Source organism: Nocardia rosealba (genome assembly GCF_020216065.1).
GTDB classification, from domain to species: Bacteria; Actinomycetota; Actinomycetes; order Mycobacteriales; family Mycobacteriaceae; genus Nocardia; species Nocardia rosealba.
Genome location: NZ_JAIWNA010000005.1, coordinates 406,920 through 419,177 on the forward strand (window position 1 = coordinate 406,920; position 12,258 = coordinate 419,177).

General features: G+C 66.7%; 10 protein-coding genes. 3 read left to right on the forward strand and 7 right to left on the reverse strand.

What is annotated here, in order from left to right; translation table 11 throughout:
- Positions 1–359 precede the first annotated feature (359 nt).
- From LDL21_RS21025 to LDL21_RS21050, 6 genes are all read right to left on the reverse strand, one after another.
- Positions 360–1,106 carry a Fic family protein gene (locus LDL21_RS21025; protein ID WP_225281424.1) on the reverse strand — a complete coding sequence of 249 codons (747 nt, stop codon included), beginning with the start codon at positions 1,104–1,106 and terminating at the stop codon, positions 360–362.
- A gap of 11 nt (positions 1,107–1,117) precedes the next feature.
- Positions 1,118–1,282, reverse strand: a complete 165-nt coding sequence (locus tag LDL21_RS21030; RefSeq protein WP_225281425.1) for a hypothetical protein — start codon at positions 1,280–1,282, stop codon at positions 1,118–1,120.
- Between the two features lie 134 nt (positions 1,283–1,416).
- Positions 1,417–3,084: an ABC transporter ATP-binding protein gene (locus LDL21_RS21035; protein WP_225281426.1), complete on the reverse strand. Its 1,668-nt coding sequence runs from the start codon at positions 3,082–3,084 to the stop codon at positions 1,417–1,419.
- Complete coding sequence (locus LDL21_RS21040; protein ID WP_225281427.1) at positions 3,081–4,010, reverse strand: ABC transporter permease; 930 nt, start codon at positions 4,008–4,010, stop codon at positions 3,081–3,083. Before LDL21_RS21040 ends, LDL21_RS21035 begins: the two co-directional genes overlap by 4 nt.
- The gene (locus LDL21_RS21045; protein ID WP_225281428.1) at positions 4,003–4,929 is read right to left on the reverse strand and encodes an ABC transporter permease; all 927 of its coding nucleotides are present in this window, start codon (positions 4,927–4,929) and stop codon (positions 4,003–4,005) included. Before LDL21_RS21045 ends, LDL21_RS21040 begins: the two co-directional genes overlap by 8 nt.
- A 60-nt stretch (positions 4,930–4,989) precedes the next feature.
- Positions 4,990–6,615, reverse strand: coding sequence for a peptide ABC transporter substrate-binding protein (locus tag LDL21_RS21050; protein ID WP_225281429.1), 1,626 nt, complete (start codon positions 6,613–6,615; stop codon positions 4,990–4,992).
- Positions 6,616–6,946: 331 nt separating this feature from the next.
- Here LDL21_RS21050 and acs point away from each other — a divergent pair, with 331 nt between their 5' ends.
- The 3 genes from acs (at position 6,947) to LDL21_RS21065 (ending at position 10,586) form a co-directional block, all read left to right on the forward strand.
- Positions 6,947–8,899: an acetate--CoA ligase gene (gene acs / locus LDL21_RS21055; RefSeq protein ID WP_225281430.1), complete on the forward strand. Its 1,953-nt coding sequence runs from the start codon at positions 6,947–6,949 to the stop codon at positions 8,897–8,899.
- A gap of 153 nt (positions 8,900–9,052) precedes the next feature.
- Positions 9,053–9,538, forward strand: coding sequence for a phage holin family protein (locus LDL21_RS21060; protein WP_225281431.1), 486 nt, complete (start codon positions 9,053–9,055; stop codon positions 9,536–9,538).
- Positions 9,539–9,599: 61 nt separating this feature from the next.
- Positions 9,600–10,586, forward strand: coding sequence for an alpha/beta fold hydrolase (locus LDL21_RS21065; protein WP_225281432.1), 987 nt, complete (start codon positions 9,600–9,602; stop codon positions 10,584–10,586).
- A gap of 435 nt (positions 10,587–11,021) precedes the next feature.
- Here LDL21_RS21065 and LDL21_RS21070 read toward each other — a convergent pair whose 3' ends face one another.
- On the reverse strand, positions 11,022–12,215 hold the full coding sequence (locus tag LDL21_RS21070) for a MarP family serine protease (RefSeq protein ID WP_225281433.1): 1,194 nt from the start codon (positions 12,213–12,215) through the stop codon (positions 11,022–11,024).
- Between the last annotated feature and the right edge of the window lie 43 nt (positions 12,216–12,258).

The following is a 12,258-nucleotide window of genomic DNA, read 5'->3' on the forward strand; positions in this document are numbered from 1 at the left end:
GGAGAAACGCTTGAAGTGAGCACGGTCACAGTGTAAGAATGGAGTCACGGAAGGACGGAAGGCCAAGACGGGACCGGAAGAGAAGGTTTCGCCTCCCATCCCACCCTTCCCAGCACGGACGCCAGGCACCCACGCGGAGCGCGCCGCGACAAGGGCAGCAGAGTTGTGGGCCTGCGAAATTCGGGCAGTCGTCGGCGAGAGCCTCGCACAGGTTGCGGGGATGAACCGGCGGGGTTCGGATGATCGCCGAGGCCACCGAACACAACCCACCCCAGCACGCTTGGTAACCAGGTGTTCCGTGCTAGCGGGCGGCGAAGTCGAGCAATCGGCACGCCGCCCGTTTCGATGTGTGGGGAAGGTCAGCCCGCGGCCGCGTCGGCGATCGAGTTGGCCTCTCGCGCACCGTCTTCGAGTGCGCCCGCACAGAACAGCACCCACCCGCCGACACCCTCCGGCGTGCCCATGCCGAAGCCGGCGGCCGCATCGAGGTAGGCCTGCCTGCGCCGCAGCCAGAACACCTCAGGAACGCCGAGGCTGCGGGGATCGAGCCCGGTCGACACCGCGACCAGTCGCGATGCCGCGCGGGCGACCACGCCGTCGGCGGTGCCGAACGGGCGAAGTGTCATCAACTCGCCGTGCACGACGGCGGCGATCACCGGCGCGGGTGCCTTGCTGGTCTGCACGGTCTGAGCCAGCAGGTCCAGCCGCTCCGCCACCCCGGGTACCGGGCGTGGCCTGCCGAGTTCCTGCTGATCGGTGACGAGGTCGGCGGCGGCGAGCAGATGCAGCCGGGCCAGCGCCTGCAGCGGGGCCCGGCGCCAGGTGCCGACCAGATTGGTGAGCGCGTCACCGTCGAGCGCCTGCCCTACCCGCAGCGCGCCGGCCAGCACCGGATCGCTGACCTTGCCGTCGGCGGGCAGATCGGTGCTCGCGCCCTCGATGGCCGCGGATGAACGCGCCGCGCGGACCGCGGCCTCGGCCGCGGTGGTCGCCCAGCCGCGCCGGTTGGACTTGTGCCGGTGCACCGCGGCGAGCGCGTCGCGCGCCTTGTCGGCGGCCTCACGCACGCCGGGCAGGTCGACCAGGGGCTGCAGCGGATCAGTCACGACATACGAGGCTACCGTTCCAGCGCACCGTCCCCGACGGCCACATGCATCCCGCCCGCCCTCGGCCAGACCCGGTCGGGCCACAGCACCTCGGCGAGGCGTTTCGCCGCCGGGGTCTTGGCCCGGCGGCGACGCGCCTCCAGCTCGGCCTGCCGCTCCGCATCGATTCGATCCACCGGCGCCTCCCCACCTCAGCGAGTCACATCGCACCACCTCGGACCAGTCAACGATACGCTGCTGAGCTGCGCTGACGCGGCCATTTCACGAGCTCCCGCCGCCCCCCGTAGTCCAGCGACAGCCGGCGCTCTCGCTACCCAGCCAACAACTCCCGCCCCGGGATCGCCTCGAGCAAATCCCGCGTGTACTCCTCCCGCGGCGCGGCGAACACCTCATCCGTCGTGGCCGACTCGACGACCTTCCCGGCTCGCATGACCAGCACGTTGTCCGCGATCTGCCGGACGACGGCCAGGTCGTGAGTGATGAACAGGTACGTCAAGCCCAGCTCGGCTTGCAGGTCGTTGAGGAGGGTTAGGATCTGCGCCTGGACCAGCACGTCGAGCGCGGACACCGCCTCGTCGCAGACGACCAGTTCCGGCGACAACGCGAGCGCGCGGGCGATCGCCACCCGCTGACGTTGCCCACCGGACAGCTCGTTGGGATAGCGACGCAGCACCGACGACGGCAGCGACACCTTGTCGAGCAGGTCGCGCACCACCTTCTCGCGTTCGGCGGCGGTACCGATCTTGTGCACCCGCAGGGGTTCCTCGACGGTGCGGAAGATGGAGTACATCGGGTCGAGGGAACCGTAGGGGTTCTGGAAGATCGGTTGCACGCGGCGGCGGAAGGCGAAGGCGGCCTTGCTGTCCAGCGACGACACCTCCTGACCGTCGAACAACACCGAGCCTGCCGTCGGTTCGAGCAACCCGAGCACCATCTGCGCGATGGTCGACTTGCCCGAGCCGGACTCACCGACGATCGCGGTGGTCGTGCCGCGTTCCACACAGAAACTCACGTCGTCGACGGCGGTGAAAGCCGTCGACTGCCACGGTCGTTTGCCGCGAATCTTGAACGCCTTGGTGAGGTTTCGCACGTCGAGCACGGTGTCGGGCAGCGCCTCGGTGGCGGCCACCTCGACGGCACGGTCACGCACCTTCGCCCGCTGCCGCGACGACGACATCCGCTGCGCCGCCAGCGAGGGTGCCGAATTCACCAGCTTCTTGGTGTAGGCGTGCTGCGGGTCGCGCAGGATCTGCAGGGCCGGACCGGATTCCACCACCCGCCCGCGATACATCACCACGAGGTGTTCGGCGCGTTCGGCGGCCAGGCCGAGGTCGTGGGTGATGAGCAGCACGGCCGTCCCCAGCTCGGTGGTGAGCTCTTCGAGGTGACCGAGGATCTGGCGTTGCACGGTGACGTCGAGCGCCGAGGTGGGTTCGTCGGCGATGAGCAGTTTCGGCCTGCACGACAGCCCGATCGCGATGAGCGCACGCTGGCGCATACCGCCGGAGAACTCGTGCGGGTACTGGTTCACCCGCCGCTCGGCATCGGTCATCCCGGCCTCGGTGAGCAGTTCCACCGCCCGTTCACGCGCGGCCGCGCCCTTGGCGATGCCGTTGGCCTCCAGGGTTTCCCGGATCTGGAAACCGATCTTCCACACCGGGTTCAGGTTCGACATCGGGTCCTGGGGAACCAGACCGATCCCGTTGCCCCGGACGGCGACGATCTCCTTGGCCGAGGCCTTGGTCAGGTCCTTGCCCTCGAACCGGATGGACCCGCCGGTCACCTTGCCGGTGCCGGGCAGCAGATCGATGATCGCGTGCGCGGTCGTCGACTTGCCCGACCCGGACTCGCCGACGATGGCGACGGTCTGTCCGGGATAGACGGTCAGATTCACCCCGCGCACGGCGGGCACCGGCTTGCCGTCGGAGGTGAAACTCACCTCCAGATCGCGGATTTCGAGCAGGGGTTCGGTGGTCATCGGGTGCGCTCCTTCGGATCGAGCGCGTCGCGCACCGCGTCGCCGAGCATGATGAAGCTCAGCACCGTGATGGCCAGCGCGGTCGCCGGGTAGAACAGGATCGGCGAGGTACGGATCTCGGACTTGGCACGGGAGATGTCGGCGCCCCAGGCCACGATGTCGGGCGGCAGACCGACACCGAGGTAGGACAGCGTGGCCTCGGTGACGATGAAGACGCCGAGCCAGATGGTCGCGACGACGATGAGCGGGCTCGCCGCGTTCGGCAGCACGTGCCGCATCAGCGTGCCGAACCGCGACACACCGAGCGCCTTCGCCGCCGTCACGTATTCGCTGTTCTTGGCCTCGATCACCGCGCCACGGGCGATGCGCGCGGCCTGCGGCCAGGTGAACGCCACGAGGATCGCGATCACCGTGCCGATCCCGGCCGGCCGCAGCAGCTGCAGCAGCACGATGGCGGCGAGCACCATCGGGATGGCGTAGAAGATCTCGGCGATGCGCGAGACGACGGTGTCGAGCAGTCCGCCGTAGAACCCCGACAGTGCGCCGAGCACCCCGCCCACCACCAGGAACAGCAGCGCCGAGCCGACACCGACGGTCACCGAGGCGCGGGCGCCGTAGATGGTGCGCGCGTAGATGTCGCAGCCCTGCTTGTCGAAACCGAACGGGTGACCGGGGCGCGGCCCGTCCATTCCGAATTCGCCGAGGCAGTGGCGGGGATCCTGGCTGGTGAACAGCGACGGCCACACCACGACCAGCAGCACGAGCACGATCAGCACGACGGCCACGAGGAACACCGGGTTGCGCCGCAGCCGCCGCCACGCATCGCCCCAGATGCTGGTCGGAGTGCCCGCGTCGAGCACACGGTCGGTGGCGAGCACCTCCACCTCGTCGGCGGGGGCCACGAAATGCGGTTGCTTGTCAGGCATAGCGGATCCTCGGGTCGAGCGCGGCATAGAGCAGGTCGATGACCAGGTTCATCAGCAGGAACAGCACGACGAGCACCGTCACGAACGACACGACCGTCGGCGGCTCACCACGGATGATCGCCTGATACATGGTTCCGCCGACACCGGGGATGTTGAAGATGCCCTCGGTGACGATGGCGCCCGCCATCAGCGCACCGAAATCGGCACCGAGAAAGGTGACGACCGGAATCATCGAATTGCGCAGAATATGCACCGTGACCACGCGCCGGCGGCCGAGACCTTTCGCCGTCGCCGTGCGCACGTAGTCGGCGGATTTGTTCTCCGCCACGGAGTTTCGCGTCAGGCGCAGCACATAGGCGAACGAGAGCGAGCCGAGCACGAAAGCCGGGACGATCAGTTCACCGAGACTGGCGCTCCCGGTAACGGTTACCGGCGCGATGCCCCATTTCACCCCGAGCAGGAACTGCGCGAGATAACCGACGACGAACACCGGGAGCGCGATGATCACCAGGCTCGCGATCAGCATCGTCGAATCGAACAGTTTGCCCTTGCGCAAACCGGCGATGAGACCGAACAGGATGCCGAAGAAGCCTTCGATCAGCACGGCGAGAAACGCCAGTTTGATGGTGATCGGGAAGGCGCGTTCGAGTTCCTCGCGGACCGGCCTGCCGGAGAACGAGGTACCGAAGTCGAGGGTGAGAATGCCCTGCAAGTAGTGCAGGTATTGCATGATGAACGGCTGATCGAGGTGGTAGCGGGCGCGCAATGCCGCCTCGGCCGCCGGGGTCAGCGCCTTTTCACCGGCCAGCGCCTTGATCGGGTCGCCGGGAATAAGGAAGACCATCGCGTAGATCAACAGAGTGGCGCCGAGGAAGACCGGGATCATCTGGAGCAGGCGCCGGAGTATGTACCAAGTCATCATTCCTCCGAAAACGGCCGGGCCGAGCCACTTTTCGTGACCCGGCCCGGCGGCGAGTGGTTACTTCTCGATGTTCTCGAAGTCGAACAGGCCGTTCCAGGCGAGTTCGGCCTTGGTGACCCGGTCGGAGCGACCCGCGGCGGCGATGTAATCGAACACCGGGATATCGGCCATTTCCCGGATCATGATCGCCTGTGCCTGCCCGATGAGTTTGTAGGACTCCTCCTTCGTCGCCGCGGCCATGGCGGCGTCGAAGAGGCGGTCCACCTCGGGGTTGTTGTAGTTGACATTGTTGGTCTCGGAGTAGCTGTAGTAGTTCGACCCGAGGAACTGCATCATCGTCGGGTAGTCACCCTGCCAGCCGTAACGGAAAGCGGCGCCGATGGTTTCGGCGTTCACCGCGTCACGCACGTCCTTGAACGTGGGCACCGGATTGGCGACGGCGTCGATGTTGAGGGTGTTCTTCACGCTGTTGGCCACCGCTTCGATCCAGGCCTGGTGGCCGCCGTCGGAGTTGTAGGTGATGGTGTAGCGCGAACCGGCCCACGGCGACATGGCGTCGGCCTGGGCCCACAGCTTCTTGGCCTCCTCCGGGTTGTACTCGAACACCTCGGCGCCCGGCAGGTTCGGGTTGAAGCCGGGCAGCGTCGACGCGGTGAAATCGCGTGCCGGGTTACGCAAGCCGTTGAAGATCTTCTCGATGATCTGCGGGCGGTTGATCGCCATGGAAATGGCCTTGCGACGCAGCACGCCCTCCGCGCCCGCGAAATGCGGGACATTGGACTGGATGCCGATGTGCTGGTTCTGCGCGGTCGGCTTGGTGATCGCGCGGTCGCCGAGATCGCTCTTGTAGGTGCTCAGGGCGCTGTCGGGAATGGTGTCGAGCGCGTCGAGATTGCCTGCCTGCAGATCGGCGTAGGCCGTCTCGTAGGACTGGTACATCACGAAGCGCAGGCCCTTGTTCTTGGCGGGCCTGCCACCCGGGTAATCCGGGTTGGGCTTCAGATCGATCTTGACGTTGTGTTCCCAGGATTCGAAAGCGTAGGGGCCGTTGCCGACCGGCTTCTCACCGAAGGCTTTCATGTCCTTGAACGCCACCTCGGGCAGCGGATAGAACGGTGCGTAACCGAGGGCGCTCTCGAAGTCGATCGACGGCGACTTGAGTTCCACGGTGAAGGTGCGGTCGTCGACCAGCTTCAGGCCGGACATGGTCTGCGCCTTGGGCTGTTCGGCATTCACCTCGTCGAAACCGGCGATCTGGCTGAATGCGTAGCCCTGCAACTGCGCGTTCGTGCCGAGCGCACCGTAATTCCAGGCATCGACGAAGGACTTGGCGGTGACCGTTGTGCCGTCGGTGAATTTCCAGTTCGGCTTGATGGTGATGCGATACGACTTGCGGTCGGTGGTCTCGATCTTCTCGGCCATCTCGTCGCGTGCTTCGCCGTTGGCGTCGTAGTACTTCAGGCCCGCGAACAAACGGTCGACCACGCGACCGCCCATGTTCTCGTTGGTATTGGTCGGTACCAGGGGATTCTGTGGCTCTCCCGCATTGGTGGTGACAATGCCTGCATCGGCACTGTCATCGGACGAGCACGCGGTGAGACCGAGGCTTGTGGCCACGAGTCCCGCCGCGATCAGCGCGGTCGCTCTGATGAATCTCAACGATCTCTCCCGGTTCGCTTCCATGACATGAAGGGGGCGCAGTCATCTTCCGCGTCACATGTATCCCTACGGTTACATGCCGAATACGCGGAAAAGATTGCCGAACCCTTCCTGTTCGACAGAAAAAAATGAACAATTCTCGGAACCATCAGCTGAACGGTTGATCTAAAACGATAGCCCGGGATCGCCTGCCCTGTCCGCGAACTCACCGGATGAATCAAGCCCACTGAACGTCTCGGAAACCGAGCTCACGCAACGCTCACAAGGGGGCGGATACGTTCGTTACTGTCGAGGTGCCACGGCTGCGCCCTGGCGACCGACCCGACCGCACCAGGCATGTGAGGCTGACATCGACATGACCGAAACCGCTGCAGGACATCAGGATTCGTATCCGCCGAGCGTCGAGTTCGCGGCTGCCGCCAATGCCGGTGCCGAACTCTACGAGCGGGCCGACGCCGACCGCGAGGGCTTCTGGGCCGAACAGGCGCGCCGCCTGCACTGGCACACACCCTTCACACAGGTCCTGGACTGGGACGATGCACCCGTGGCGCGCTGGTTCGCCGATGGCGAGCTGAACATTAGTTACAACTGCGTCGACCGCCATGTTCTCGACGGCCACGGCGACCAGGTGGCCATCCACTGGGAGGGCGAACCCGGCGATTCGCGGGCGATCACCTATCGGGAACTGCTCGAGGAGGTTTCGCGGGCGGCCAACTACCTGACCGAGCTCGGGCTGGTCGCCGGGGACCGGGTCGCGATCTACATGCCGATGGTGCCCGAGGCGATCGTGGCGATGCTGGCGTGTGCGCGGCTGGGGCTCACCCATTCGGTGGTGTTCGCCGGGTTCTCGCCGAGCGCGCTGCGTCAGCGGGTCGACGACGCGCAGGCGCGGCTGGTCATCACGACCGACGGGCAGTGGCGGCGGGGTAAGCCCGCGCCGCTGAAGGAGGCTGTCGACGAGGCGCTGGCCGCCAAAGGCGATGTGCCGTCGTCGGTGGAGCACGTGCTGGTGGTGCGCCGCGTGGGGACCGAGGTGCCGTGGACCGATGGGCGCGATCTGTGGTGGCACGAAACCGTCTCCGCCGCTTCGCCCTCACACGAGGCGCAGGCGTTCCCGGCCGAGCATCCGCTGTTCATCCTCTACACCTCCGGGACCACCGGAAAGCCCAAGGGCATCCTGCACACCAGCGGCGGATACCTCACCCAAGCCGCCTACACCCACCACAACGTCTTCGATCACAAGGCCGGACAAGACGTCTACTGGTGCACCGCCGACATCGGGTGGGTAACCGGGCACAGCTACATCGTCTACGGACCCCTGGCCAACCGCGCCACCCAGGTCGTCTACGAAGGCACCCCGAACTCGCCCAACGAGCACCGACACTTCGAGATCATCGAAAAATACGGTGTCACCATCTACTACACCGCTCCGACCCTGATCCGCACGTTCATGAAGTGGGGTCGCGAAATTCCGGATGCCCACGACCTCACCAGCCTGCGTCTGCTCGGCTCGGTGGGCGAACCGATCAACCCAGAAGCCTGGCGTTGGTACCGCGAAGTGTTCGGCGACAACAAGACCCCCATCGTGGACACCTGGTGGCAGACCGAGACCGGCGCCATCATGATCTCGCCGCTGCCCGGCGTCACCGCTGCCAAGCCCGGCGCCGCCATGCGTCCCCTGCCCGGTATCTCGGCGAAGGTCGTGGACGAAGAAGGCAAGGCGGTTCAGCTCGGCGAGACCGAGGCCAACGGGTACCTGGTGCTCGACAAGCCGTGGCCGTCGATGCTGCGCGGCATCTGGGGCGACATGGACCGCTACCGCTCCACCTACTGGGAGCGCTACGCCGAGCAGGGCTGGTACTTCGCCGGTGACGGCGCCAAACTCGACACCGACGGCGACCTCTGGGTCCTCGGCCGCGTCGACGACGTCATGAACGTCTCCGGCCACCGCATCTCCACCGCCGAAGTCGAATCCGCCCTCGTCGGCCACCCCGCCGTCGCCGAAGCCGCTGTCGTCGGCGCCACCGACCCCACCACAGGCCAAGGCATCGTCGCCTTCGTCATCCTCACCGGCTCCACCACCCCCGACGACACCCTCGCCGACACCCTCAAAGCCGAGGTATCCAAACAGATCAGCCCCATCGCCAAACCCCGCGAAATCCACATCGTCCCCGAACTCCCCAAAACCCGCAGCGGCAAAATCATGCGCCGCCTCCTACGCGACATCGCCGAAGGACGCGAACTCGGCGACACCTCCACCCTCGTCGACCCCGCCGTCTTCGAGGCCATCCGCACCGGCGGCAACTGATCGGGGACCGGCACGCTACGGTTGCGGCGATAGCCGTGTCGGTCACCTCCAGGGCAGCATCGCTGATCGGATCGGCGCTAGTGTTGCGCCAAGACGTGTGCACACCGCGCGCCGCGATGCGGACCAGTTACCACAGGGAGAAGGGTCGACGAAGTGAGTTACACCCAAGGCGGAAATGACGGTCGGACGGTCACTTCCATCCCGTTGACCGACGCCAATCCGCCCGGATCGGCCAGCATCGGCAGCCTTGTCCGCGACGCCACCGAGCAGCTGTCCACGCTCGTGCGCGCCGAGGTCGCGCTGGCCAAGGCCGAGGTCACCGGCGAGGTCAAGAAGGGCCTCACCGGCAGCGTTTTCTTCATCCTCGCGCTGACGATCCTGCTGTTCAGCTCGTTCTTCTTTTTCTTCTTCCTCGCCGAACTGCTCGACGTGTGGCTGTACCGGTGGGCGGCGTTCCTCATCGTCTTCACGCTGATGGTGCTCGCCACCGCACTGCTGGCCTTCCTCGGCTATCGCAAGGTGAAGAAGCTGAAGGCGCCGGAGAAGACGATCGGCTCGCTCAAGCAGAGCGCCGAGGTGCTGCCGCAGGCACTGGCCCACCGCGAGCACGCCCCGTCGCTGGAGAAGGCGAAGAACTGACGGGTCCGACCCCGGCGGGCCCGGTCGCCACGACCGGACCCGCCCACTAGGCTCGATCGGCGTGTCGTCCAACTCATTCCCGGATCCGTCCACCGTCCGTTACGACGGCCCGTGGACCCACCGGGACGTGCACGCCAACGGGATCCGCTTCCACGTCGTCGAAGCCGACGCCACGGTGCGCGCCGACGCGCCGCTGGTGCTGCTGCTGCACGGATTCGCCGACTTCTGGTGGTCTTGGCGTCATCAGCTCACCGGAATCGCCGACCACGGGTACCGGACCGTCGCCGTCGACCTGCGCGGGTACGGCGATACGGACAAACCACCCCGCGGCTACGACGGATGGACGCTCGCCGGTGACATCGCCGGGCTCATCCGCGCGCTCGGCCACACCGAGGCGACCCTCGTCGGCCACGCCGACGGCGGCCTCGTCTGCTGGGCCACCGCGGTTCTGCATCCCCGGCTGGTTCGATCCATCGCGCTCGTGAGCTCGCCGCATCCCGCCGCTCTGAAGAGCGCCGTCCTGCGCGACCCCGCCCAACGCTCCGCCTGGCTGCCCCAGTTCCTGCGCTACCAGCTGCCCCGATACCCGGAGAACCTGCTGACCCGGCGCGGCGGAGCCGAGGTGGAGCGCCTACTCCGCGAGCGTGTCGGCGATTCCTGGTCGCGCACCGCCGAATTCACCGAGACCGCGTCACGTATGCGGACCGCTATCCGCATCCCCGGCGCCGCCCACAGCGCACTGGAGTACCAGCGATGGGCCTTTCGGAGCCAATGGCGGCCGGACGGCAAGCGGTTCATGGCGACGATGCGGAACCCGATCGACATACCTGTACTCGGGTTGCGCGGTGCGAACGACCAGTATCTGCTGGCCGCGACCATCGAACGGGATCAGGAGCTCTCCCCTCGTCGGGCGCTGGTGACCATTCCGAATGCGGGGCATTACGCCCATCAGGAGAACCCGGGCAAGGTCAATGAGGTGCTTACCGCGTACTGGCATGAACAGAACGGTGCCAATGACACTCCGAAGGATGACTTGGTCTCGCCCTGACGTTGTCTGACGGCGCGGTGGTGGGCGCTTTCAGCCGAGTGGCACCCACTCGTAATGGGCTGCCTGTCGAACTCCAGCCACATGGCACCACTCCAAACCGCCGCCTACCGCACACCCAGCCGTGCGGCGCCACCTCGGTGTTTTGTGCACCAAGGAGGTATTGGGCTGTGTTTTTGGAGCGCTGGCGCGCTCGAGCGCGGCCCCTGAGGGGCCGCGCGAACAGCGCTCGAGACTCGCGCTTCGCGCATGCGCTTCGAGCGCTGTTCGCGCGGCCGGGCCGCTACGCCGCTTCGCGGCGGACCCTCCTCGAGGTCGGGTCGGACGGGGTTGGGAATGCGGTCATGGCGGACTGCTGGGAATCCCACCAGGGACGCGCATCACTCACGACTTCCACCTAGCGGTTGACTTACACCTAGCGGGTTTCCGGTGTTCGCGTCAGCTCAATACGCAGGCTCCTGTGTCGACCGAAGCGTTGCTGACGCGGGCGGCTGCCAGCTCCGAGGCGACCTCGTCGAGGGTCAGCACGTAGCCTGTGTCGTCGTCGGTCACGGCGGCGCCGAAGACGACGCCCAGGACCTGGCCATCGGTGTCGACCAGGGGGCCGCCCGAGTTGCCTGCGCGGACCTGGCCGCGAACTGTGTAGACCTCGCGTTCGACAGTTCCGTCGCGATGGATCGTCGGGCCGGTCAGGTCCAAGGTCTCGCGGACGCGGGCCGCGCTGGCGGTGTACGGCCCACCGCCGGGGTAACCGAGCACAATCGCGCTCTCGCCGGACGTCGCGGGTGTGGGAGCCAGCGGAATCACCGGCGAAGTCAGGCCGGGAACCGCGAGGACCGCGATGTCCTTTGACGGGTCGAACAGCACGACGTCGGCATCGAGGGGTCCACGTGCGGTGTCGACCGACACGCTCGTGGTGCCGGCGACGACGTGGGCATTCGTCATCACGCGCTCCGGCGCTACGACGAAGCCGGAACCTTCCAGTGCCCGCTGGCAGCTCGGGGCGACACCACGAATGCGCAGCACGCTCGGCTGCAACGACGCGGCGACGGGGCTGGCCAGAACGCTCGGGTCGGGCGGTTCCACAGCGGCGATGGGCGCGCGGCCGAACGGTCCGATGACGTCCGGAAGTCCGGAGGTGTTGAGCAGTTTGGAGAACTCGTTGGGCAGTTTGCGCAGCCAGGCGGGGGCAACCGCGTTCACATCGGCGAGCACCCGTGAACCGTTGATGGCGGCAGCCACACCCGGTTGGGAGGCGGTGGCCAAGGGCAATGCCATCAACCAGGCGGCGACGAGCACCGTGAGCGCCTGCAGCACCGCCCCGACACCGCTGTCGACGCTGCGCGCGAACGGATGCCGAATACCGGAGCGGGCGGCCCGGCCGAGGACCATGCCCGCGACCTCACCGACGATCACCAGCAGCACGATCAGCAGGATGCCGCCGAGTACCCGGCTGCGGCCCTCACTGAGGTGCTTGAGGATGTGCGGTGCGATCAGAATGCCCGCGACGGCACCGAGTGCGACGCCGAAGAACGCCAGCGCCGAGGCCACCGCCCCTTGCCGCCACCCCGTGGACGCCGCGACCAGCGCGATCAACACCACCGCGATATCGAGCCAAACCGAGGCGCTCATGCTTGCGCCTCGCAGCCGCTCGGCTCCGACCTGACCGCGATGG

What these genes read in the sequence shown, in the direction of transcription:
- LDL21_RS21035 (WP_225281426.1), bottom strand. Translation starts at nt 3,084, where the DNA reads ATGACCACCGAACCCCTGCTCGAAATCCGCGATCTGGAGGTGAGTTTC.
- LDL21_RS21040 (WP_225281427.1), bottom strand. Translation starts at nt 4,010, where the DNA reads ATGCCTGACAAGCAACCGCATTTCGTGGCCCCCGCCGACGAGGTGGAG.
- LDL21_RS21045 (WP_225281428.1), bottom strand. Translation starts at nt 4,929, where the DNA reads ATGACTTGGTACATACTCCGGCGCCTGCTCCAGATGATCCCGGTCTTC.
- LDL21_RS21050 (WP_225281429.1), bottom strand. Translation starts at nt 6,615, where the DNA reads ATGGAAGCGAACCGGGAGAGATCGTTGAGATTCATCAGAGCGACCGCG.
- acs (WP_225281430.1), top strand. Translation starts at nt 6,947, where the DNA reads ATGACCGAAACCGCTGCAGGACATCAGGATTCGTATCCGCCGAGCGTC.
- LDL21_RS21070 (WP_225281433.1), bottom strand. Translation starts at nt 12,215, where the DNA reads ATGAGCGCCTCGGTTTGGCTCGATATCGCGGTGGTGTTGATCGCGCTG.